The sequence below is a fragment of the Saccharopolyspora ipomoeae genome (assembly GCF_029952525.1).
Classification (GTDB): domain Bacteria; phylum Actinomycetota; class Actinomycetes; order Mycobacteriales; family Pseudonocardiaceae; genus Saccharopolyspora; species Saccharopolyspora ipomoeae.
Window position 1 is genome coordinate 446,119 of record NZ_JASAOF010000002.1, and the last position, 21,641, is coordinate 467,759.

Here is a 21,641-nt window from a genome sequence, read left to right on the forward strand (position 1 = left end):
CGGGAACAGGGGGTGTCATGTGGCAGCGGAACACCCGGGCCCGGTTGACCCACCGCGCGCACGTCACGTTCGACGCGCTGGAGCACGTGGTGGGCGGGTTGGGCACCTCGGTGCTGGCGTTGATCGCGGTGCTGCTGGTGGTGGTGTGCGCGGCGCTGGTCCCGCTGGGCGTCGGGATCGTGCTGGCGCCGCTCGTGCTGCGGTTCGCGCACGTGGTGGCCGAGCAGGAGCGCACCCGCTTGACGCGCTGGGGCCCGGATGTCATCGGCCCCGGCCCGGTGCCCGGATCGCTGGTGGCGGCGTTGCGGGCACGCGCGGTGCGCCGGGAGCTCGCGTGGGTCGCGATGCACGCGGTGACCGGGTTCGCGCTCGGCGTGGTGGGCCTGACGCTGGCGCTGAACACCGTGCGGGACGGCACGTTCCCGCTGTGGTGGTTCCTGCTTCCCCCTGCCGACGCGACGGCGTCGCTGGGCCTGTGGCAGGTGCGCGACGTCGCGGGCTCGCTGCTGGTGTCGCTGATGGGCCTGGGATGGGTGCTGGCGTGCCTGGTTCTGCTGCCGGGAATGGCGCGGTGGCAGGCGCTTCCGGGGCGTCGGCTGCTCGGGCTGGGACCGGAGGCGGACCTGGCGATGCGGGTGGCGCACCTGACGGCGACGCGAGCGGCGGCGCTGGACGCGCACTCGGCCGAGCTGCGGCGCATCGAGCGGTCCCTGCACGACGGAGCGCAGAACCGCCTGGTGGCGGTGACGGTGCTGGTGGGAGCGGCCCGGAGGGCCGTTCGGCGCGGACCGGAGGAGGCCGAGGAGATGCTCGGCCGCGCGCAGGACGCCGCCGAGCAGGCGCTGCGGGAGTTGCGCGCGGTGGTGCGCGGCCTCATGCCCCCGGTGCTGCTGGAGCGGAGCCTGCCGGACGCCTTGGCCGCGCTCGCCGCGGACTGCCCGGCCGAGTGCCGGATCGACGCCGACCTGCCCGGCCGGTGCGCGGCCTCGGTCGAGGCGTCGGTGTACTTCGCGGTGGCCGAGTCGCTGAGCAACGTCGCCAAGCACAGCGGGGCCCGCACGGCCTCGGTCCTGCTGCGCCGCACCGAGGACGACCGGCTCCGGGTGGTGGTCACCGACGACGGCCGCGGCGGCGCCGACGAGCGCGGCGGCTCGGGCCTGGAGGGCATCCGGCGCCGGGTGGAGGCCCACGACGGCACGTTCGACCTGGTGAGCCCGGTGGGCGGCCCGACATCGGTGGAGGTGAGCCTGCCGTGCGGATTGTGATCGCCGAGGACGACCCGCTGCTGCGCGAGGGTGTGGCGCTGCTGCTGCGCGCCGAGGGCCTCGACGTGGTGGCCACGGCCGAGGACCCGGCGGGGTTCCTGCGGGCGGTGGACGAGCACGGGCCCGACGTCGCGGTGGTCGACGTGCGGATGCCGCCGACGCACACCGACGAGGGCATCGTGGCCGCTGTGGAGGCGCGGCGGAGGTGCCCGGCGCTGGCGGTGCTGGTGCTCTCGGCCTACGTGGAGCAGGCTTTCGCCACCGAGCTGCTGTCCTCGGGCAGCGCCCGGCTGGGTTACCTGCTCAAGGAGCGGGTGGGCCGCGTCGAGGAGTTCATGGCGGCCCTGCACCGCGTCGCCGACGGCGGCACGGCGATCGACCCGGACGTGATCGCGCAGCTGCTGACCCGGTCCGGCTCGGGCCTGGACCGGCTGAGCCCCCGGGAGCGCGACGTGCTGGCTCTGATGGCGGAGGGCCTGGGAAACGGCGCGATCGCCGAGCGCCTGGTGGTCACCGAAGGCGCCGTGCACAAGCACATCCGCAGCATCTTCGCCAAGCTCGACCTGCCACCGGACGACCGCGCGGACCGCCGGGTGACGGCGGTGCTGCGCTACTTGGAGCGCTCGCCGTCGACCCGGTCGTGATCGCGCCGGTCGGCGGCCTGCCCCTGGCCGCCGACCGGCGCCCTCCTCACTTGCCCGCGCCCGCGGTGAGTCCGGCGATCATGAACCGGCGGCCGAGGATGTAGAGCACCAGCACCGGGATCGCCGAGAGCACGACACCGGCCATGATGGCCGGGACGTTGACCGTGTACTGGCCCTGGAACTGCCAGAGCATCACCGGCAGCATCGCGGTCTCCTCGCGCTGGGTGAGGATCAGCGGGAACAGCAGCCCGTTCCACACCTGCAGCGCCTGGTAGATGCCGACGGCCAGCAGCGCCGGTCGCGACAGCGGCAGCACCAGGTTCACCAGCACCCGGAACTGCCCCGCTCCGTCGAGGCACATGGACTCGTAGAGCTCCTCGGGGATGTCGCGCAGGAAGTTGCTCAGGATGAGCACCGACAGCGGCATCGCGAAGGCGATGGCGGGCAGGATGATGGCCAGCAGGCTGTCGTAGAGACCGGCCTCGACGATCATCACGTAGACCGGGATGATCGTGGCCTGCAGCGGGATCGCCAGGCCCGCCAGGAACATCCGGAACAACCACTGGTGCCGCCGACGCCGCCCGCGCACGACCACGTAGGCCGCGGGCAGCGCCGTGGCGAGCACGACGACGACCGTGATCGCGGTGGTGAGCAGGCTGTTGAACAGGAACCCGGCGAACCCGTCGGAGAACACCAGCCCGTAGTTGTCCAGGGTCGGGATGGCCGGTAGCGACAGCGGGTTCTCGGTCACCGCGGCGTCTTCGCCGCGCAGGCTGGTGACCACCACGTAGTACAGCGGGATGGCCACGACCAGCGCCCACAGCAGGGCGGCGGCGTTGGGCAGCAGACCTCTGATTCGCAGCATCACGCGCCCTCCTGCTCGCTGCGCATCCGGGCGAAGCCGGAGTACTTGGTCAGTCCCAGCGACAGGGCGGTGCCCAGCGCCACGAGCAGCAGCGCGATCGCGCTGGCGTAGCCCAGCTGGTACTGCTGGAAGCCGGTGACGTACATGTTCACCGGCAGGATCCGGGTGGCATCGCCCGGACCGCCCTCGCTGAGCACGTAGAACAGGTCGAAGTAGGTCAGCGAGCCGACCAGCATCAGCGTGCTGGAGGTGACGATGGTGTTGCGCAGCTGCGGCAGCGTGATCCTGAAGAACTGCTGCACCGGTCCGGCGCCGTCGAGCTCGGCGGCCTCGTAGAGCTGCGCGGGGATCTGCCGCACGCCCGCCTGGTAGATGAGCGTGTGGAACGGGATGAACTGCCAGGACACCACGAAGATGAGGGTGTGGAGCGCGAAGTTCGCGTCCCCCAGCAGGTTCAGGCCGGGCAGGCCGAGCGCGGGCAGCACGCCGAACTCGGGGTCCACCAGGTTGCGCCACACGATGCCGATGCCGGTGGACGACAGCACCAGCGGCAGGAAGAACAGGGCGGCGAGCACGGCCCGGTGCTTCTGCTTCCCGGCGACGTAGACGCCGAGCAGGATGCTGATCGGGGTCTGCACGACCCAGCACAGGATCATGACCTGCAGCGACACCCACACCGAGTGCCACATGCCGGAGTCGGTGGCCAGCTCGCTCCAGTTCTCCGCCGCGTTGAGCCGCGGCGCCGAGATGCCGTTCCAGTCCATCATGGACAGCACGATGACGACGACGATCGGCGCGATGACCAGCGCGGCGAAGAACAGCAGGGCGGGAGCGGCGAACCAGGTGGACGGCTCGGTCCAGTGCCGCGCGGGGCGGCGTCGCCGTGGGGCTGGGGCGGGCGCGGTCGGGCGCAGGGCCTCGGTGGCGGTCATCGCGAGGACTCCTCCATCAGCTGGGAGAACTCTTCCGGGCTGATCTGGTCGAGGAACAGCTTCTGCAGGTTGATCAGCACGTTCTGGGCGGGGCCGGGCGGCAGCGCCTGGTCCCAGGACTGCTGGAAGTGCGGCGCGTTCTTGGCGAGGTCGTAGACGAAGGTCATGTAGTCGGCGTCGTCGGAGGCGCGCAGCTGCTCCTCCACGCCCGCCGCCGGTGGCACGTCGCCGCGTTCGATGAGGCCCCGGGTGAACTCGGGGCTGGAGAGCTCCTCGCGGAGGTAGTCGATCGCGACCTGCTGGTCGGGTCCGGCGGTGGCGGACATGAAGGTGGTGGGGTTGCCGACGAGGTTGGCGGGATCGCCCTTGCCGCCCTCGACGGCGGGGAACGGCGCCCAGCCGAGGTGGCCTTCGCGCACCCACTTCTCGTCGTCGCCGAGCATGTCGGAGTAGCCGGCGCCCAGGTGGACCATCATCGCGGCGCGCCCGCTGCGCAGCAGCGTTCGCTGCTGGCCGAGTTCGGCGCTGGTGGAGGCGAAGGCGTTGCCGAAGGCTCCCCGGCGCACGAGGTCCTGCAGCATGGTGTTGGCCTTGATGATGTCGGGGTTGAGCCAGGCGCCGGGCTTCCCGTCCAGGACCGCCTGGAACGCCTCGGGACCGGCGACGCGGTCGACGATCGCCTCCTCCCACATCAGGTAGGTCCAGGAGTCGGCGCCGCCCAGGGAGATCGGCAGGTATCCGGCCTGCTGGAGCTTCGGGATCTGGTCGAGCAGTTCGTTCCAGGTGCGCGGCGGCTGCAGCCCGGTCTCGGCGTAGACGTCCTCGTTGAAGTAGAGGAGCACGGGCTGCATGCCGCCGATGGGGATGCCGTAGGTGCCGCCCCGGATGTCGACCGGGCTCATGACGCTGGGCAGGAAGTGCTCGCGCCACTCGGGGTGTTCGCGCATCGCGGGTCCGAGGTCGGCGACCTTGCCCGCGTCGAGGAACGCTTCGAGCGCTCCCCCGCCCCAGCCGAAGAACGTGTCGGGAGGGGTGCCCGAGCCCATCGAGACCCAGAGCTTGTTCTTGTAGGGGTCGTTCTGGAAGAACTGGGTCTGCATCGGGCGGCCGGTCCGCTGCTCGAACTTCTCGCCCTCGACGGGCATCAGCTCTTCCTCACCGCCGCCGCTGATCGCCCAGGTGGTGACCAGGTCGGCGCTGCCTTCGCTGGGTGGCAGCAGAACGGCGCACCCGGTCGAGGTCAGGGCGAGCGCCAGCGCCGCCCCCATCGCGCACAGACGTCGCAGTCCACGCATCGTCGCTCCCGTCGCACCGTTGCGAACTTTCCACGATCTCCGGAGGTGGTGTGCACGCGGTCACACCCGGCTGCCGGACGGCGAGACGGTACCGCAGCGGCCGAACGATCGACAAGACTGAGTTTCCAAAACTTTCACAGACCGACCTCCCCGGCATTTATCGGGATCCATGCAGGACATTCGGCGGACGATGTGGCAATCTGTCGATCGTTACACCCCGGTGACCGGACCACGACGCCGAAACTGTTTCGAAAGTGTCGACGCGGACGGCCGCCCAACCACGACGGGAGTCGCAGCACATGCCGCAGTCGCGCCCGACCGAGGACCGCCAGCCCTACCGCGATCCCGCACTACCGGTCGAGGAGCGGGTCGCCGATCTGGTGTCCCGCATGACGCTGGAGGAGAAGCTCAACCAGCTCGTCGGGATGTGGATCTACGTCTCCGGCGCCGAGGAGCGCGTCGCCCCGCACCAGGAGGACTTCGCCGACGACACCCCGCCCTGGGACGAGATGATCAAGAGCGGGCTCGGTCAGCTCACCCGCGTCTTCGGCAGCGCGCCCATCGAACCCGACTGCGGCGCAGCCGCTCTCACCCGGCTGCAGCGCGAGATCACCACCTCCAGCCGCTTCGGCATCCCGGCGGTGGCGCACGAGGAGTGCCTGGCCGGGTTCACCGCCTGGGGCGCCACCGCGTACCCGGTGCCGCTGTCCTGGGGCGCCTCCTTCGACCCGGGACTGGTCGGCGAGATGGCCGCGAGCATCGGAGCCGACATGCGCTCGGCGGGCGTGCACCAGGGTCTGGCGCCGGTGCTGGACGTGGTGCGGGACCTGCGGTGGGGCCGGGTCGAGGAGACCCTCGGCGAGGACCCGTACTTGATCGGCGCCGTCGGCTCGGCCTACGTCGCAGGCCTGGAGTCCAGCGGGATCGTGGCCACCCTCAAGCACTTCGCCGGCTACTCGGCCTCCCGCGCGGGCCGCAACCTGGCACCGGTGAGCATGGGTCCGCGCGAGTTCGCCGACGTGGTGCTGCCGCCGTTCGAGATGGCGCTGCGGCTCGGCGGCGCCCGCTCGGTGATGCACTCCTACACCGACGTCGACGGCATGCCCTCGGCCGCCGACGAGGTGCTGCTGACCGATCTGCTGCGCGACGAGCTGGGTTTCACCGGCACCGTCGTCGCCGACTACTTCGGCGTGTCGTTCCTGCACAAGCTGCACGGCGTCGCCGGGGGACCGGGCGAGGCCGGTGCGGCCGCGCTGCGCGCCGGGGTGGACGTGGAGCTGCCCAACGCCCGCTGCTACGTCGACCCGCTGGCGCGGCTGGTGCGCTCGGGCGAGGTCGACGAGACGTTGGTGGACCGGGCGCTGGGCCGGGTGCTGGGCCAGAAGGTCGAACTCGGCCTGCTGGACCCGGATTGGTCACCGGAGGCGCCGGGACCGCGCGAGTTCGACTCGGCCGCCAACCGGGACCTGGCGCGACGGCTCGCCGAGGAGTCGGTGGTGCTGGTCGCCAACGACGGGACGCTTCCGGTGCGCGAGCCCGGCCGGGTGGCGGTGGTCGGCCCGCTGGCCGACGACCCGTTCGCGCTGCTGGGCTGCTACTCGTTCCCCGCTCACATCGGTGTGTCCTACCCGGACTGGCCGCACGGCATCGACCTGCCGACGTTCCGCGACGAGATCGCCCGCGTCGCTGAGCACGTCGACCACGTCAAGGGCTGCGACCTGCCGTCCGGTGGAGCGGATTTCGACGCCGCGCGAGCAGCGGCGGCGGGCGCGGACCTGTGCGTGGCGGTGGTCGGCGACCGCGCGGGCCTGTTCGGCCGCGGCACCTCCGGGGAGGGCTGCGACGCCGCGGACCTGCGATTGCCGGGTGACCAGCAGGAGCTGGTGGAGGCGCTGATCGAGACCGGGACCCCGGTGGTGCTGGTGGTCTCCAGCGGCCGCCCGTACGCGCTGGGCGCGCTGGCCGACCGGGTCGCGGCGGTGGTGCAGGTGTTCTTCCCCGGTGAGGCGGGCGCTGCGGCGCTGACCGGCGTGCTCACCGGAGAGGTGAACCCGTCGGGTCGGCTGCCGGTGTCGATCCCGGTGACGCCGGGCGGCAACCCGGGCACCTACCTGACCGCTCCCCTCGGCGCGGCCAGCGAGGTCAGCTCGCTGGACCCGACGGCGCTGTTCCCGTTCGGGCACGGCCTGTCCTACACCGATTTCGCCTACTCGGACCTGCAGGTCAGCGCCGAGGAGGTCGGCACCGACGGCGCGGTGGAGGTGGCGTGCACGGTCACCAACACCGGCGACCGCGACGGCGACGAGGTCGTGCAGCTCTACCTGCGGGACCCGGTGGCCCAGGTGACCCGCCCGGTGCGGCAGCTGGCCGGTTTCGCCCGGGTTTCGGTCCCCGCGGGCGAGAGCAGGCGGGTGTCGTTCCGGTTGCACGCCGACCGGACGGCCTACGCGGGTGCGCGCGGGAAGCGGATCGTCGACCCCGGTCTGATCGAGGTCCACGTCGGCGGCGACAGCGCGAACCCCCGTCTCTCCGGCGAGTTCCGCCTCGTCGGAGAGGTCCGCGAGGTCGGTGCGGACCGCGTGCTGGACACCCCGGTGACGATCTCGGAGTGACGTGATCGGGTGTGGGCGGCAGGCCCGAAACTTTCAGGTACGGTGACGTCGGTCGAGCTAGGAGGCACGGTGACCGAGGCGAAGAAGAACCGCGTGACGATCAGCGACATCGCGCGGGAGGCCGGTGTCTCGGTGCCGACCGTGTCGAAGGTGCTCAACGGCCGTCCGGAGGTCGCCGCCCACACCCGGGAGCGGGTCGAGAAGCTCATCACCCGCTACAACTACTCCCGCCGGGCCAGTCACGGCAGCGGCCGGGCCGGGCTGATCGACCTGGTCTTCCACACGCTCGACAACGAGTGGGTGCTGGAGATAGTGCGCGGCGTCGAGAGCGTCACGCACGACGCCGGGGTCGGGATGGTCGTCTCGGCGGTGCACGACGGGCGCAAGACCGAGCGCGCGTGGCTGGACAACCTCACCTCGCGGCGTTCGGACGGGATCATCCTGGCGGTCACCGAGCTCGGCCCGCGCCACGCCGAGCAGCTGCACGGCCTGGGCGTGCCGGTGATCATCATCGACTCGCTGGGCCAGCCGGACGCGCGGGTGGCCTCGGTGGGAGCGACGAACTGGAGCGGTGCGCGCGCCGCCGTCGAGCACCTGCTCGAACTGGGCCACCGGCGGATCGGGTTCATCGGCGGACCCCCGCAGCTGCAGTGCTCGGTGGCGCGGCTGGACGGCTACCGGTCGGCGCTGATGGCGGCCGAGATCGGCGTCGACGACGCTCTCGTCGCCGACGGCGACTTCACCCACGACCGGGGCGAGCGGGCCGCCGAGGAGCTGCTGGCGCTGCCCGACCCGCCGACCGCGATCTTCGCCGCCAACGACCAGCAGGCGCTCGGCGCCTACCGGGCCGCGGAGCGGCGCGGTAGGCGCCTCCCGGACGACCTCAGCGTGGTGGGCTTCGACAACCTGCCGATGGCCCAGTGGATCTCACCGGCGCTGACCACGGTGAACCAGCCGGTGGCGACGATGGCGGCGGAGGCAGCGCGGATGGTGCTGCGCCACTCCGAGACCGGCCGCTTCGACACCCACCGCGTGGAGCTGGCCACCGATCTCGTCGTTCGCGGCAGCACCGCCGGCCCCCGGTCCTGACGCTGCGCGTCCGCCCGGTCACGGCGCGCAGGCAGGGCCAGATCACAGGCGGGCCCGGAAATATCGACGTTTCGCTCCGCGTTGGCACGGGAAGGGCGGGACGTGGTGTCCCGCGGTGTTCTCGTGTGGAAAGGCTGATCCTGCCGTGACTGTGGCTCTCTCCGTTCTCGACCTGGCGCACATCGGCGACGGGGAGACCGCCGCGGACAGCTTCACCGCGAGCGTCGACATGGCCCAGCGCGCGGAACGCTGGGGCTATCACCGCATCTGGTACGCCGAGCACCACAACATGCCCACCATCGCCTCGTCGGCGACGAGCGTGCTGATCGGTCACGTGGCGGCGCAGACCAGTTCGATCCGGCTGGGCGCGGGCGGCATCATGCTGCCGAACCACTCCCCGCTGACGATCGCCGAGCAGTTCGGCACCCTCGAAACCCTGTTCCCGGGCCGCATCGACCTCGGCCTGGGCCGCGCGCCCGGCAGCGACCAGCGCACGATGCGCGCGCTGCGCCGCGACCCCACCTCGGCCGACTCGTTCCCGCAGGACGTGCTGGAGCTGCAGGGCTACCTGGCCGGTGAGTCCCGCGTCGCCGGTGTCAACGCCACCCCGGGCTACGGCACGAACGTGCCGCTGTACGTGCTGGGTTCGTCGATGTTCGGCGCGCAGCTGGCGGCCCTGCTGGGCCTGCCGTACGCGTTCGCCTCGCACTTCGCCCCGGACGCGCTGGAAGCGGCCACCTCGCACTACCGCAAGGAGTTCAAGCCCTCGGCGCAGCTGTCGGAGCCCTACGTGATCGCCGGGGTGAACGTGATCGCCGCCGACACCACCGACTACGCCGAGGAGCAGCTGCTGGAGGCCAAGCGCTACCGCGCGGGCCGGATGCTGGCCCAGGGCCGCAAGCTCAGCACCGAGGAGATCGACGCCCTGCTGGCCTCCCCCGCCGGCCGCCAGGTCCAGTCGATGGCCCGCTACAGCGCCGTCGGCACCCCCGACGAGGTCGACGAGTACCTGGACGGCTTCGCCAAGCAGGCCCAGGCCGACGAGCTGATGATCGTCTCCTCCGCGGTCGACCGCACCGCCTGGCTCCGCTCGCTGGAACTCCTCGCCGACGTCCGCGGCCTCGGCAGCTGACCCGCTGTTCCACGCAACCGCCCTGCCCCTGGAACTCCAGGAGCAGGGCGGTTTTTCGTCCTCACCGTCCGGACGAAGCGGACTGCTCGACCCACCTCACGCCGCGAGGCGGGACTCCAGCTGGTCGGCGAGCTCGTTCATGATCTTGGCGTAGCTCGCGTGGCTCATCGGGGCGACCGCGTCCCACTCCGCGAAGCGCCCGGCCGCGGCCGCGGGCGTGTTGGCGAAGACCGGGTTCTGCATCATCTGCTCCGGGGTCATCGACGCCGAGCGGGCGTCCCACAGCATGATGTCGCCCGGGTAGGTGTTGGCCTTCTCCCAGGACAGCCGCTCGTAGTAGCCGCCGCTGGCCTGGTCGGGGTTGTTCGGCGTGGTGATCGGCAGGCCGAGCTCGGTGACGTAGTAGTCCAGGTCGGGGTTGCGACCGGGCACGACGACGAAGAACTCCTCCTTCGTGCCGCCGATCGCCAGGATCGACCGGCCCTCGGCCTTCATCCGGGCGCCGATGCCGCGCAGCCGTTCGGCGGCGGCGTGGAACGCCTGCTCGTCGGCCTTCACCTTCGGCGAGTCGACGTCGGCGCCCAGCGCGCGGGCGAGCTCCCGGTACTTGCCGATCGCCGCCGGCAGCGCGATGCCCGACTGCTGCACGCCGAGGGTCGGCACGATCTCGGCGACCTTCTTCTCCTGGTCCTCCACGAGGTGCCAGAGCCCGGGGTACTCCGCGTACTTGCCGCTGACCAGCAGGTCGGGCTGCAGCGCGGTGAGCCGCTCCAGGTTGATCTCGCCGTAGCCCGCGCCGGTGACGTCGGTGACCTTCGCGGGGTCGAGACCGGCGGCTTCGGGTTCGACGGAGCCGTCGTCGCGCACCAGCGGACCGAACGTTCCGGCGACCTGCACGCCGAAGTCCTGCAGCGCGGCGGCGGAGGAGACCTGGGCGACGATCTGCTGCGGACGTTCGGGGCGGGTGACCGTGGTGCCGCGATCGTCGGTGTAGGACCAGCCGGTGCCGGTCTGCTCGGGCTGCGAGGGTCCGCACGCGGACAGCGTGCCGACGGCAGCTAAGGACGCCGCGATCACCGCAGCGGCCCTGATCGTGTGACGCAAGGTCGACCTCCCATTGTTATAAGGCTAGGCTAACCTAGCACCACGATCGGGAGGTTTCGGATGACAGGGACGCGCAACGGGCGAACGGAGCAGGCCAAGCCGGGCTACCGCCTGTTCCCCGTGGAGGTCGCCCGCGTGCTGCGGCTCGGCCCGAGCTTCGTGCGGATCACCTTCGGCGGCGCCTGCCTGTCCGGGTTCGGCTTCGGCGGGCACGACCAGCGCATCAAGATCGTGCTGCCCAAGCCCGGCCGCGCGCTCGACGACTTCCCCGAGGGCGACGACTGGTACCCGCGCTGGCTGGGCCTGCCCGAGGACGTCCGCCCGGACCTGCGCACCTACACCGTCCGCGACTACCGGCCCGAGTCCTGCGAGGTCGACGTCGACTTCGTGCTGCACGGCCTGGACGACGGTCACGCCGGACCGGCCTCCACCTTCGCCGCCGGAGCGCGGCCCGGCCAGGTCATCGGCCTGTTCGCCCCGGACCGCCCGGGCACCGGGCGGATGTGGGGCTGCGAGTGGGCTCCGCCGGACTCGGCCGACCGCCTCGTGCTGGCCGGCGACGAGACCGCGGTGCCCGCGCTGGCGGCCATCGTCGAGTCGCTGCCCGCCGACGCGCGCGGCGTGGTGTGCGTGGAGGTCCCCGAGGAGGACGACCGGCAGGAGTGGGCGTGCCCGGCCGGGGTGCGGGTGCGCTGGTACGCGCGCACCGGCGCGCCGCACGGCAAGCTGCTCGGCGAGGGCGTCGCCGCGGCGCTGAACGAGCTGTGCCCGGCGGAGTCCTCCGGCTCGCGGGACGGCGCGCTGGAGGACGTCGACGTCGACACCGGCGTGCTGTGGGAGGTCCCGGAGGACTCCACCGGCTCGATCTACGGGTTCCTCGCGGGCGAGGCCGCGGTGATCAAGCGCCTGCGGCGGCTGCTCGTCGACGAGCACGGCATCCCGAAGCGCTCGGTGGCGTTCATGGGCTATTGGCGCGAAGGTCGGAGCTGACCTTCTTGTCGGAGCAGCGCGCTACGGTCTTCGGCATCGGGTCGGGCCACCTCTCACCGAAGGGCCAGCGCCATGCCAGTCACGACGACCGCGCCAACCGATGACTTCGTCGCGCAGGCGGACTCCTACCGCCGCGAGCTGCTCGCGCACTGCTACCGGATGCTCGGGTCGTTGCAGGACGCCGAGGACCTCGTGCAGGAGACCTACCTGAAGGCGTGGCGCTCCTACGCCGGCTTCGAGGGCCGCAGCTCGCTGCGCACCTGGCTCTACAAGATCGCGACCACGACCTGCCTGACCGCGTTGGAGGGCCGCAAGCGGCGGCCGCTGCCCAGCGGCCTGGGCGCACCGACCGACGAGGTGCCTCGGGAGAAGGTCGTCGAGTCCGGCGAGGTGCCGTGGCTGCAGCCGATCCCGGACGGGATGATCGCTGACCAGGCCACCGACCCCGCCTCGATCGTGGGGCTGCGGGAGAGCACGCGGTTGGCGTTCATCGCGGCCCTGCAGCACCTGCCCGCGCGGCAGCGGGCGGTGCTGATCCTGCGCGACGTGCTCAAGTGGCGCGCCGCCGAGGTCGCCGACGCGCTGCACATCTCCACGGCCGCGGTCAACAGCGTCCTGCAGCGCGCCCGCGCCCAGCTCGCCGACGCCGCCCCCTCCGAGGACGACCGCCCGCAGCCGCTGACCGCCGAGCAGGAGCAGCTGCTGGAGCGCTACGTCGCGGCGTTCGAGGCCAAGGACGTGGACGCGATCGTGGGCCTGTTCACCGCCGAGGCCGTGTGGGAGATGCCGCCGTTCGAGCTGTGGGTGCGGGGAGGTGAGCTGATCGCGCAGCTCACCGCGCGGCAGTGCCCGGCGGGTCCGGACGGGTTGCGGCTGCGACCGACCCGCGCCAACGGCCAGCTCGCCTACGGCGTCTACATCCGCTGCGACGACGACGTGTTCCGCCCCTTTCAACTGCACGTCCTGGAACTCGACGACGAGCGGGTCGGGCACGTGGTGTGCTTCTTCGACGTCGACTTCGCCCGGTTCGGGCTGCCGGAGTCGGTGAGCTCCTGATCTGTGGAGCCGGGCCCGTTCTCCTACAGTGGGCGGCGGAGACGTTCGGGGTCTGGTGACCCCCGCGGCCTTCAAAGCCGTTGGCGCCGAGCAACTCGACGCGGCGGGTTCGATTCCCGTCCGTCTCCGCCAAAGACCTCTGCCACCGACCGCGAGGACGGGTTCGATGGGCGGCTACCGGCTGACGCAGTACGCGCACGGCGGCGGGTGCGCCTGCAAGATCCCACCGGGCGAGCTGGAGGACGTCGTCGGTTCCCTCGTGCCGGACGTGCCCGAGCCGAACGCCAAGCTGCTGGTCGGCACGGACACCGGCGACGACGCGGCGGTGGTGTGCACCGACGAGGGCACCGGGATCGTGGTGACCACCGACTTCTTCACGCCCGTGGTCGACGACCCCTACGACTGGGGCCGGATCGCGGCGGCCAACGCGCTCTCGGACGTCTACGCGATGGGCGGCACGCCGGTGCTCGGGGTGAACCTGCTGGGCTGGCCCCGGGAGGTGCTGCCGTTCGAGCTTGCCGGTGAGGTGCTGCGCGGCGGCACCGACGTCGCCGCCAGCGCCGGGTGCCACCTCGGCGGCGGGCACAGCGTGGACGATCCGGAGCCGAAGTACGGGCTGGCGGTGACCGGCCTGGTCGATCCGGTCCGGATGCTGCGCAACGACGCGGCGCGGCCGGGTCTGCCGCTGTCGTTGACCAAGCCGCTGGGGGTCGGGGTGCTCAACACCCGGCACAAGCGGACCGGGCAGCTCTTCGATCACGCGGTGGCGGTGATGACCGAGCTCAACCGCGACGCCTCCCGCGCCGCGCTGCGGGCGGGAGCGGTGTGCGCCACCGACGTCACCGGTTTCGGCCTGCTGGGGCACCTGTTCAAGACGATGCGCGCCTCCGGCACGTCCGCGGAGATCGACGTGGCGGCCGTCCCGGTCGTCGACGGCGCGCGGGAAGCGGTCCGCGACGGCTTCATCAGCGGAGGCACCCGCCGCAACCTCGACTGGGTCCGCCCGCACCTCGACCCGGGCGGCACCAGCGCCGAAGACCTGTTCCTCCTCGCCGACGCCCAGACCTCCGGCGGCCTCCTCGTCGTGGGCGAGGTCCCCGGTTCCCCGGTCATCGGCCACGTCCTCCCCCACCGCACCGACGACATCCGCATCACGTTGCGCTGAAACTCCCGCAACACGGCAGTCCTCCGGTCCCCGAATACGGCAGTTTTCCGACAACGGATTACCGCCGTTTTCCAGGCGGTGCCCACATCTCGGACCGCGTTGACGGGGTCGAGGCGCGGTTCTAGCTTGGGAGGCATGGCTCTCCGGCTGCGATTGGTCACGCGCGACCACATCGACCTGCTCCGGGTCATCGCCGCCGCCTGTCCCCGCTGACGGGCGAGTTCCGGCCGCTCTCCCCCGTTCTCCGCTCGTCGCCCGGTCTCGTGACCGGGTCGAGCGGTAATTCCCGAACCGCATCGCAGCGGCGTTCCCACCCCTCGACCCGCGCAGCAGGCGCAGGGAGGACACGAGGATGGTTCAACCCACGCAGTGGCATCTGGCCGTGGCCCTCGACGGGACCGGCGCGCACCCGGCCTCGTGGCGGTCCGCGCAGGCCAGACCCGAGGACCTGTTCACCGCCGGGTACTGGCTGGACCTGGTTTCGCGCGCCGAGTCCGGGTTGCTGGACCTCGTCACGTTCGCCGACTCGCTGGGCCCGCAGTCCAGCGATCCGGACGGCCCCGACGAGCGCACCGACCGGGTGCGCGGCCGGCTCGACGCCGGGCTGATCGCGGCGCGCGTCGCGCCCCGGACCCGGCACGTCGGGCTGGTCCCGGTCGCCGTGGTGACCCACACCGAGCCGTTCCACATCTCCAAGGCGATCGCGACGCTGGACTACGTCTCCGGCGGCCGGGCCGGCTGGTTGCCGCAGGTCAGCGCGAGCGCCGGGGACAACGCGCACTTCGGTCGCCGCGCGATCGAGCCGGATCGGCTGCTCGACGAGGCCGCCGATCACGTGGAGGTGGTGCGCCGGTTGTGGGACTCCTGGGAGGACGACGCGGAGATCCGCGACGTGGCCACCGGCCGGTTCATCGACCGGGACAAGCTGCACCACATCGACTTCCGGGGCGAGTGGTTCAGCGTCAAGGGCCCGTCGATCACGCCCCGCCCGCCCCAGGGGCAGCCGCTGGTGACCGCGACCGCCTCGGACGAGGCCGGGTTCGGCTTCGCCCGCCGCTCCGCGGACGTGGTGTTCACCCCGCTGCCCGACCCGGGCGTCGCGGACCGGGCGGTGGCCCTGGCCGGTGCGCTGCCCGTCTTCGGGGACCTGGTGGTCCACCTGGGAACCGACGCCGCGGAGCGCAAGGCACGTCTCGACTCTCTCGATCCGTCCACATCGGACCTGCCCGAGTTCGTCGGCGACGCGCGGGATTTGGCCGACCTGCTGGCGGAGCTGGCCGAACGTGGCGTGACGGGGTTCCGGCTGCACCCGGGTGAGCTTCCCGTCGACCTGGCCGCCATCACCGACGAGCTGGTGCCGGAGCTGCAGCGGCGCGGGGTGTTCCGCACCGGCTACGACGCCGGGACGCTGCGCGACCGGCTGGGGCTGGCCCGGCCGGTCAACCGCTACGCGAGCGCTGGAGGCACGCCGTGACCAAGCAGATCCATCTCGCCGCGCACTTCCCCGGCGTCAACAACACGACGGTGTGGAGCGATCCGCGATCGCTGAGCCAGATCGAGTTCTCCTCGTTCACCCACCTGGCCGGCACCGCCGAGCGGGCGCGGTTCGACTTCCTGTTCCTCGCCGAGGGCCTGCGGCTGCGCGAGCACGCCGGACGCATCCACGACCTCGACGTCGTGGGACGGCCGGACACGTTCACGGTGCTGGCGGCGTTGGCCGGGACGACCGACCGGCTGGGGCTGGCGGGCACCATCAACTCCACGTTCAACGAGCCCTACGAGGTGGCGCGCCAGTTCGCCAGCCTGGACCACCTCTCGGCGGGACGGGCGGCGTGGAACGTGGTGACGTCGTGGGACGCGTTCACCGGCGAGAACTTCCGGCGCGGCGGGTTCCTGCCGGAGGACCAGCGCTACGAGCGCGCGCGGCGGTTCCTGGAGACCGCGACGGAGCTGTTCGACTCGTGGCGCGGCGACGAGATCCTCGCCGACAAGGACTCCGGTGCGTTCCTGTCCGATCCGCGCGCCGGGGAGTTCGAGCACTCCGACGCGCACTTCGACATCCGCGGCCGGTTCACCGTGCCGCGCAGCCCGCAGGGAAGGCCGGTGATCTTCCAGGCGGGGGATTCCGAGGCCGGGCGGGAGTTCGCGGCCTCGGCGGCAGACGCGATCTTCACCAGGCACTCGACGTTGCAGGCGGGCAAGGACTTCTACGCCGACGTCAAGTCCCGGCTGGCCGCGCACGGCCGCGACCGCGAGGAGCTGCTGGTGTTCCCGGCGACCTCGGTGGTCGTCGGCGACACCGATGCCGATGCCCAGGAGCAGGCGGCGATCATCCGCGAGCAGCAGGTCAGCGGCCCGACCGCGATCTCGTTCCTGGAGCAGCTGTGGAACACCGACCTCAGCGAGCTCGACCCGGACGGCCCGCTGCCGGAGTTCGACCCGGTCGTCGACGGCGACGCCATCACCCAGGGCCGGGCGAGCACCCGCATGTTCGGCGACCGGCTGGCCACCGCCCGCGGCTGGCGCGAGCTCGCCGAGGCCGAGAAGCTCTCGATCCGGGAGCTGATCATCGAGGTCACGGCGCGGCAGTCGTTCATCGGCAGCCCGTCGACGGTGGCCGAGGAGATGAACCGGTTCGTGCAGGAGGACGCCTCCGACGGGTTCATCCTCGTACCGCACCTGACGCCGGGCGGACTGGACGACTTCGCCGATCGCGTCGTGCCGCTGCTGCAGGAGCGCGGCGTCTACCGAACCGAGTACCCGGGGACGACGCTGCGCGAGAACCTCGGTCTGCCACCCGTTCCCTAGAGCCCGGAGGCTTCGATGCCAGTCCCCCTGTCGGTCCTGGACCTCTCGCCCATCGTCTCCGGGCAGACCGCAGCCGATGCCCTGCGCAACACGCTCGACCTCGCGCGCCGCACCGAGGAGTTCGGCTACCGCCGCTACTGGATCGCCGAGCACCACCTCACGCCGGGTGTCGCCTCGGCGGCTCCGGCGGTGCTGCTGACCGCGATCGCCGGTGTCACCAGCACGATCCGGGTCGGCTCGGCCGCGGTGCTGCTGGGGCAGCACTCGCCGTTGACGGTCGCCGAGCAGTTCGGCACTCTCGCGCAGCTGCACCCGGGGCGGGTGGACCTGGGCGTGGGCCGGTCGGGCAAGAAGCGCACCCGGGAGCTCACCGAGCGGCTGACCGCCCCGGTCGAGCACGAGGGCAGCACGGTCGACGGGCTGGTGGTGCCGGCGAAACCGCGCGCCGTGGCGCGGTCGGAGAAGTACGCGGCCCGCCTGCGCCAGCAGGCCGAGCTCGTCGGTGCCCCGGCAGAGGAGCTCACCTACCGGGAGCAGGTCCAGCGGGTGCGGTGGTTCCTGGAGGGCGGGTTCCCCGGGCCGGACGGGAAGCCGGTGCGCGCCAACCCGGCCGAGGGCGCCGACCTGCAGATGTGGGTCCTGGCCTCCAGCGGCGGCGAGAGCGCCGTCACCGCAGGGGAATTGGGGATCCCGTTCGCGGCGAGCTACCACATCACGCCGTCGACGGTGCTGGAGACCGTGGAGGCCTACCGCGAGCACTTCCGGCCCTCGGCCCACCTGGACCGGCCGCACGTGGTGGTCTCGGCGGACGTCGTGGTGGCCGACACGACCGAGCGCGCCCGCGAACTGGCCTCCCCCTACGGCATGTGGGTGCACAGCATCCGCGCGGGCGCGGGTGCGATCCCGTTCCCCTCCCCCGCCGAGGCCGCCGAGTTCGAGTGGGACGACGAAGCCCGCGACGTCGTCGCCGACCGGCTGGCCACCCAGTTCGTCGGCACCCCGGACGACGTCGCCGACCGGCTCGCGACCCTGCGACGCGTCACGGACGCCGACGAACTCGTCATCACCACCATCACCCACGACCACGCGGACCGAGTCCGCTCCTACGACCTCCTCGCCAAGTCCTGGGCCGGCTCGTGAGGCGCGCAGTTTTCATGAAAACTTCCCTCCTCCAGAGAACCCGACGTTTCCGCTGAATCCTCGGATTTCCGGTGGTGAGGGAGTTATCGCCAGAAACCTCCCTCACCAGGAGAGGGGACGTTTTCATGAAAACCTCCCCGTCCCCCGGTCTTCGGGGTGGTGAGGTTTTCATGAGAACCGCGCGTTCTCAGCCACGTCCGATGAACGGCATGGTGGTCGCGGTGATGGTCATGAACTGGACGTTGGCCTCCAGCGGGAGACCGGCCATGTAGAGGACGGCGTCGGCGACGTGCCGGGGGTCGAAGGTCGGTTCGGGGCTCACCGAGCCGTCGGCCTGGGTGGCGCCGGTGGCGATGCCGGAGGTCATGTCGGTGGCCGCGTTGCCGATGTCGATCTGACCGCAGGCGATGTCGTGCGCCCGGCCGTCCAGCGAGATCGACTTGGTCAGCCCGGTGATCGCGTGCTTGGTGGTGGTGTAGGCGACGCTGCGCGGCCGGGGCGCGTGGGCCGAGATCGAGCCGTTGTTGATGATCCGCCCGCCGCGCGGTGCCTGCTCGGACATGATCCGGAACGCGTGGTGCGCGCACAGGAACGAGCCGGTGAGGTTGGCCCGCACGACGGCGTCGAAGTCGTCGGGCGCGAGTTCGCCGACGTCACCGGCGGGCCCGAAGGTGCCGGCGTTGTTGACCAGCAGGTCGACGCGTCCCCACTCCTGCCGGACGGTGTCGAACAGGGCGGCCACCGAGGCGGCGTCGGTGACGTTGGTGGGGATCGCGCGGGCCGCGGTGGACTCGCCCGCGGTCTCGGCGAGGGGTTCGGGGCGGCGCCCGGCCAGCGCCACCCGGTAGCCCTCGGCGAGCAGGGCTCGGGCGATCACCCGCCCCAGCCCGGTTCCGGCTCCGGTCACCACCGCGACTCGCTCGTTGCTCATGCGCTCCATGATGCAGGGCCGGGCGTCAGAATCCCCAGCCGCCTCCGTAGCCCCAGCGCCAGTCCCACACGTGCCTACCTCCTCGCGGCCAGTCGTTCGGTGCTCAGCACGAAGTCCTGGTCACCGGATCGCCCGCTGCGGACGGGCACGCGGTCCACGGCCGGTCGCCTGCCCTGGGCGGACACGACGACGGTCGCGAAGCCCTCGGGCAGGTCGTGGACCTCGTACTCGCCGTCGGTGGAGGTCACCAGCCGGGCCAGCTGCAGCCCGGACTGGTCGGTGATGGTCAGGATCGCGCCGGGAACCGGGGTTCCGTCGCCGTCGCGGACGGTACCCGAAAGCGTCCGGTGCTTGCGGGGTTTCGGCGCTTCCAGCACCGGGTCGACGACGACGTCTCCGTCGTCCTCGTGCTCGTAGGTGCCCGCCGCGGTGACGGCCGCCGGGTCGCCCTTGCGCCGCACCCACAGCCGGTGACCGACGACCAGGGCGATGCCGAGGGCGTACCAGCAGCACAGGCCGATGATGCCGCGCGGGGCTCCGACGCCGTCGAAGTAGAGGATGCCGCGCATCGCGTCGACGGCCTGGCCCAGCGGCAGGAACCCGTGCAGCGCCTGGAAGAACGGTGGCACCAGCTCCTTCGGGATCGCGCCGCCGGAGGAGGGCATGCTCAGCAGCACGAAGGTCCCCATCGCCACGCCGGGCAGGAACTGCTTGACGAAGGGCACCAGCCCGAAGCTGGTCCAGCCGACGGCCTGGGTGAGCAGGAAGCCGACGAGCAGCAGCAGCGGCCGGTTGTAGATCACGCCCATCGCCAGGGCGGCGCTGTAGCAGACGACGGCCGCGAAGGCGCCGACACCGACGAGCGCGGCGAGCTTCTGGCGGGTGCGCAGTTCGGCGCGCAGCAGCATCATCACCGTGACGTAGGGCGGGATGTTCATCGCCAGCAGGCAGTACAGCAGGCCGGTGCCCATGACGTCGCCGGGCGCGGAGGGCGCGAGATCGGTGAGGACCAGGTGGTGTCCGGTGGCCGAGGCCACGGGGGTGAAGATCTGCTGCAGGATCATCATCAGCGCCGACCCGTTGGCCTTGGCGTAGAGCAGCTCACCGTTGTCGGGGTCGTACCCGGCGACGGCCTCGCGCTGGGTGATGGCCTCGCGCGCACCGGCTTCGTCGGGGACCGCCGTGACGTCGAAGCCCCCGGGCATCGCCGCCTCGAAGGTGGTGGCGAGCTGGTGCGCGGCCTGGTCGCCGACGACGACCACCGGCATGTCGTGGGGTTTCGGGGCGTGCAGCGGCAGTAGGTAGCAGAGCATGAACCCGCAGATGAAGAACGCGGGGAACCACAGGGTGTTGACCAGCGTGCGCACCGTCGAGGGTGGCTGTGGCTCGGTCAAGGAACCTCCTTCTTCTCGGCACGGGGTTCCCGTGCGCCGGACCCGGAGACGGTTGACTCGAACAACCATTAGCAAGACTAACTTATTCCGGATCGCGCCCCACCCGACGCCCACGACCTCGATCGAAATGCGAATTCTTTCCAGATACGTAGTCTGAGCTGCGGGGGGAAGGAGTTCGCGGCATCATGCGCATCCGCTCACGCACGTTCTCCGCCGCACTGGCCGCGCTCGCGCTCGCGGGCATCAGCGCGTGCCAACCGGCACCGGCACCACCGCAGCAGGGCGGCGGCGTCACCTCCGACCAGCAGGGCGGCGCGGGAGCGCCGGACGGGCCGCCGGTGGTCGCCGTCAAGATCGACAACGCTGCCGAGGGCCGCCCGCCGGTGGGCCTGGAAGCCGCCGACGTGGTCTACCTCGAACCCGTCGAAGGCGGACTGAGCCGCATCCTGGCCCTGTTCGCCACCCACAAGCCCACCACCATCGGCCCGGTGCGCAGCGCCCGCGAGACCGACGCCGAGATCCTGCCGCAGTACGGCCGCCCCACCCTGGCCTACTCCGGCGCCGCACCCGAGGTGCTGCCGACGATCGACGCGGCCCCGCTCACCGACGCCTCCGACGCGCGCGTGCCCGACGCGTACTCCCGCGACGATTCCCGCCCGGTGCCGCACAACCTGTTCGTCGACTCCACCAAGCTCCCGCCCGGGCAGCCCTGGTCGGGCGCCTCCCGCCCGCTCGTCGGCGACGCGCCCGCCGGGGGCGCGCCCACCGAGCGCTACGAGGTCCACTACACGGCGGCCACCGCCGGGTTCTTCTTCAACCACGACAACCGCCGCTGGATGATCTCGATGGACGGCGAGCCCTACGCCGCGGTCAACAGCGGACGCCTGGGCGTGTCCACGGTGATCGTCCAGAAGGTCCGCACCCACGATTCGGTGGTGCGCGATGCGGCGGGCAACACCTCCCCGGTCGCCGAGACGATCGGCAGCGGCCAGGCGATCGTGCTGCGCGACGGCAAGAGCTACACGGGCACCTGGAACCGCCCCTCCCCCGAAGCCCCGACCACCTACGCAGACCAGGCCGGCGCACCACTGCCTGTGGCGGCCGGCCAGGTCTGGGTGGTGCTGGAGCCGAACTAAGAAATCGCTCCTGAGGTTGCTTTGCTCAGCGGTGCGGTGGCGGCTGAGTCCCACACCTGAGACAGCGGCTGGCGCCGCAACCG

At 71.7% G+C, this 21,641-nt stretch carries 18 protein-coding genes and 1 tRNA gene; 13 read left to right on the top strand and 6 right to left on the bottom strand.

Annotation, left to right across the window (positions count from 1 at the left end; translation table 11 throughout):
* Positions 1-17: 17 nt before the first annotated feature.
* Together QFW96_RS05610 and QFW96_RS05615 are read left to right on the top strand one after the other, a co-directional pair.
* Positions 18-1,265, top strand: coding sequence for a sensor histidine kinase (locus QFW96_RS05610; RefSeq protein ID WP_281454445.1), 1,248 nt, complete (start codon positions 18-20; stop codon positions 1,263-1,265).
* On the top strand, positions 1,253-1,909 hold the full coding sequence (locus tag QFW96_RS05615; protein WP_281454446.1) for a response regulator transcription factor: 657 nt from the start codon (positions 1,253-1,255) through the stop codon (positions 1,907-1,909). The genes QFW96_RS05610 and QFW96_RS05615 overlap by 13 nt, the downstream gene beginning before the upstream one ends.
* Before the next feature lie 46 nt (positions 1,910-1,955).
* On the opposite strand, the gene QFW96_RS05620 is transcribed toward QFW96_RS05615, so the two are convergent.
* The 3 genes from QFW96_RS05620 to QFW96_RS05630 are packed head-to-tail and all read right to left on the bottom strand — an operon-like array spanning position 1,956 to position 5,001.
* Positions 1,956-2,774: a carbohydrate ABC transporter permease gene (locus QFW96_RS05620; protein ID WP_281454447.1), complete on the bottom strand. Its 819-nt coding sequence runs from the start codon at positions 2,772-2,774 to the stop codon at positions 1,956-1,958.
* Positions 2,774-3,706, bottom strand: a complete 933-nt coding sequence (locus QFW96_RS05625) for a carbohydrate ABC transporter permease (RefSeq protein WP_281454448.1) — start codon at positions 3,704-3,706, stop codon at positions 2,774-2,776. The genes QFW96_RS05620 and QFW96_RS05625 overlap by 1 nt, the downstream gene beginning before the upstream one ends.
* Complete coding sequence (locus QFW96_RS05630) at positions 3,703-5,001, bottom strand: extracellular solute-binding protein (protein WP_281454449.1); 1,299 nt, start codon at positions 4,999-5,001, stop codon at positions 3,703-3,705. Before QFW96_RS05630 ends, QFW96_RS05625 begins: the two co-directional genes overlap by 4 nt.
* Positions 5,002-5,300: 299 nt before the next feature.
* Here QFW96_RS05630 and QFW96_RS05635 point away from each other — a divergent pair, with 299 nt between their 5' ends.
* From QFW96_RS05635 to QFW96_RS05645, 3 genes are all read left to right on the top strand, one after another.
* Positions 5,301-7,613: a beta-xylosidase/alpha-l-arabinosidase gene (locus tag QFW96_RS05635; protein ID WP_281454656.1), complete on the top strand. Its 2,313-nt coding sequence runs from the start codon at positions 5,301-5,303 to the stop codon at positions 7,611-7,613.
* Positions 7,614-7,682: 69 nt separating this feature from the next.
* Positions 7,683-8,702, top strand: coding sequence for a LacI family DNA-binding transcriptional regulator (locus QFW96_RS05640; protein ID WP_281454450.1), 1,020 nt, complete (start codon positions 7,683-7,685; stop codon positions 8,700-8,702).
* 145 nt (positions 8,703-8,847) lie between these two features.
* Positions 8,848-9,834, top strand: a complete 987-nt coding sequence (locus QFW96_RS05645; protein ID WP_281454451.1) for an LLM class flavin-dependent oxidoreductase — start codon at positions 8,848-8,850, stop codon at positions 9,832-9,834.
* Positions 9,835-9,930: 96 nt separating this feature from the next.
* Here QFW96_RS05645 and QFW96_RS05650 read toward each other — a convergent pair whose 3' ends face one another.
* Positions 9,931-10,938 (bottom strand): ABC transporter substrate-binding protein, encoded by a 1,008-nt coding sequence (locus QFW96_RS05650; RefSeq protein WP_281454452.1) that lies wholly within the window; start codon positions 10,936-10,938, stop codon positions 9,931-9,933.
* Between the two features lie 60 nt (positions 10,939-10,998).
* On the opposite strand from QFW96_RS05650, the gene QFW96_RS05655 reads away from it, so the two are divergent.
* The 7 genes from QFW96_RS05655 (at position 10,999) to QFW96_RS05685 (ending at position 18,097) form a co-directional block, all read left to right on the top strand.
* Complete coding sequence (locus QFW96_RS05655) at positions 10,999-11,928, top strand: siderophore-interacting protein (protein WP_281454453.1); 930 nt, start codon at positions 10,999-11,001, stop codon at positions 11,926-11,928.
* A gap of 72 nt (positions 11,929-12,000) precedes the next feature.
* Positions 12,001-12,984: a sigma-70 family RNA polymerase sigma factor gene (locus QFW96_RS05660; protein WP_281454454.1), complete on the top strand. Its 984-nt coding sequence runs from the start codon at positions 12,001-12,003 to the stop codon at positions 12,982-12,984.
* A gap of 37 nt (positions 12,985-13,021) precedes the next feature.
* A tRNA-Sec gene (locus QFW96_RS05665) sits at positions 13,022-13,116 on the top strand.
* A gap of 34 nt (positions 13,117-13,150) precedes the next feature.
* Positions 13,151-14,149 carry a selenide, water dikinase SelD gene (gene selD / locus QFW96_RS05670; protein WP_281454455.1) on the top strand — a complete coding sequence of 333 codons (999 nt, stop codon included), beginning with the start codon at positions 13,151-13,153 and terminating at the stop codon, positions 14,147-14,149.
* A 352-nt stretch (positions 14,150-14,501) separates the two neighbouring features.
* Entirely contained in the window at positions 14,502-15,623 is a 1,122-nt protein-coding gene (locus QFW96_RS05675) for an LLM class flavin-dependent oxidoreductase (RefSeq protein WP_281454456.1), read from the top strand.
* The gene (locus QFW96_RS05680; RefSeq protein ID WP_281454457.1) at positions 15,620-16,957 is read left to right on the top strand and encodes an NtaA/DmoA family FMN-dependent monooxygenase; all 1,338 of its coding nucleotides are present in this window, start codon (positions 15,620-15,622) and stop codon (positions 16,955-16,957) included. The genes QFW96_RS05675 and QFW96_RS05680 overlap by 4 nt, the downstream gene beginning before the upstream one ends.
* A gap of 15 nt (positions 16,958-16,972) precedes the next feature.
* Positions 16,973-18,097, top strand: coding sequence for an MsnO8 family LLM class oxidoreductase (locus QFW96_RS05685; RefSeq protein ID WP_281454458.1), 1,125 nt, complete (start codon positions 16,973-16,975; stop codon positions 18,095-18,097).
* A gap of 187 nt (positions 18,098-18,284) precedes the next feature.
* Here the strand turns inward: QFW96_RS05685 and QFW96_RS05690 are convergent, their stop codons facing one another.
* Positions 18,285-19,028, bottom strand: coding sequence for an SDR family oxidoreductase (locus QFW96_RS05690; RefSeq protein WP_281454459.1), 744 nt, complete (start codon positions 19,026-19,028; stop codon positions 18,285-18,287).
* A 74-nt stretch (positions 19,029-19,102) separates the two neighbouring features.
* Positions 19,103-20,422: a carboxypeptidase regulatory-like domain-containing protein gene (locus QFW96_RS05695; protein WP_281454460.1), complete on the bottom strand. Its 1,320-nt coding sequence runs from the start codon at positions 20,420-20,422 to the stop codon at positions 19,103-19,105.
* Between the two features lie 185 nt (positions 20,423-20,607).
* Between QFW96_RS05695 and QFW96_RS05700 the strand changes: the two genes are divergently transcribed.
* A complete protein-coding gene (locus tag QFW96_RS05700; RefSeq protein ID WP_281454461.1) occupies positions 20,608-21,558 on the top strand; it encodes a DUF3048 domain-containing protein in 951 nt (316 codons plus the stop codon).
* Positions 21,559-21,641 lie beyond the last annotated feature (83 nt).

What these genes read in the sequence shown, in the direction of transcription:
- QFW96_RS05625 (WP_281454448.1), bottom strand. Translation starts at nt 3,706, where the DNA reads ATGACCGCCACCGAGGCCCTGCGCCCGACCGCGCCCGCCCCAGCCCCA.
- QFW96_RS05700 (WP_281454461.1), top strand. Translation starts at nt 20,608, where the DNA reads ATGCGCATCCGCTCACGCACGTTCTCCGCCGCACTGGCCGCGCTCGCG.
- QFW96_RS05635 (WP_281454656.1), top strand. Translation starts at nt 5,301, where the DNA reads ATGCCGCAGTCGCGCCCGACCGAGGACCGCCAGCCCTACCGCGATCCC.
- QFW96_RS05610 (WP_281454445.1), top strand. Translation starts at nt 18, where the DNA reads ATGTGGCAGCGGAACACCCGGGCCCGGTTGACCCACCGCGCGCACGTC.
- QFW96_RS05620 (WP_281454447.1), bottom strand. Translation starts at nt 2,774, where the DNA reads ATGCTGCGAATCAGAGGTCTGCTGCCCAACGCCGCCGCCCTGCTGTGG.
- QFW96_RS05690 (WP_281454459.1), bottom strand. Translation starts at nt 19,028, where the DNA reads ATGAGCAACGAGCGAGTCGCGGTGGTGACCGGAGCCGGAACCGGGCTG.
- QFW96_RS05675 (WP_281454456.1), top strand. Translation starts at nt 14,502, where the DNA reads ATGGTTCAACCCACGCAGTGGCATCTGGCCGTGGCCCTCGACGGGACC.
- QFW96_RS05660 (WP_281454454.1), top strand. Translation starts at nt 12,001, where the DNA reads ATGCCAGTCACGACGACCGCGCCAACCGATGACTTCGTCGCGCAGGCG.
- QFW96_RS05655 (WP_281454453.1), top strand. Translation starts at nt 10,999, where the DNA reads ATGACAGGGACGCGCAACGGGCGAACGGAGCAGGCCAAGCCGGGCTAC.
- selD (WP_281454455.1), top strand. Translation starts at nt 13,151, where the DNA reads ATGGGCGGCTACCGGCTGACGCAGTACGCGCACGGCGGCGGGTGCGCC.
- QFW96_RS05630 (WP_281454449.1), bottom strand. Translation starts at nt 5,001, where the DNA reads ATGCGTGGACTGCGACGTCTGTGCGCGATGGGGGCGGCGCTGGCGCTC.
- QFW96_RS05685 (WP_281454458.1), top strand. Translation starts at nt 16,973, where the DNA reads ATGCCAGTCCCCCTGTCGGTCCTGGACCTCTCGCCCATCGTCTCCGGG.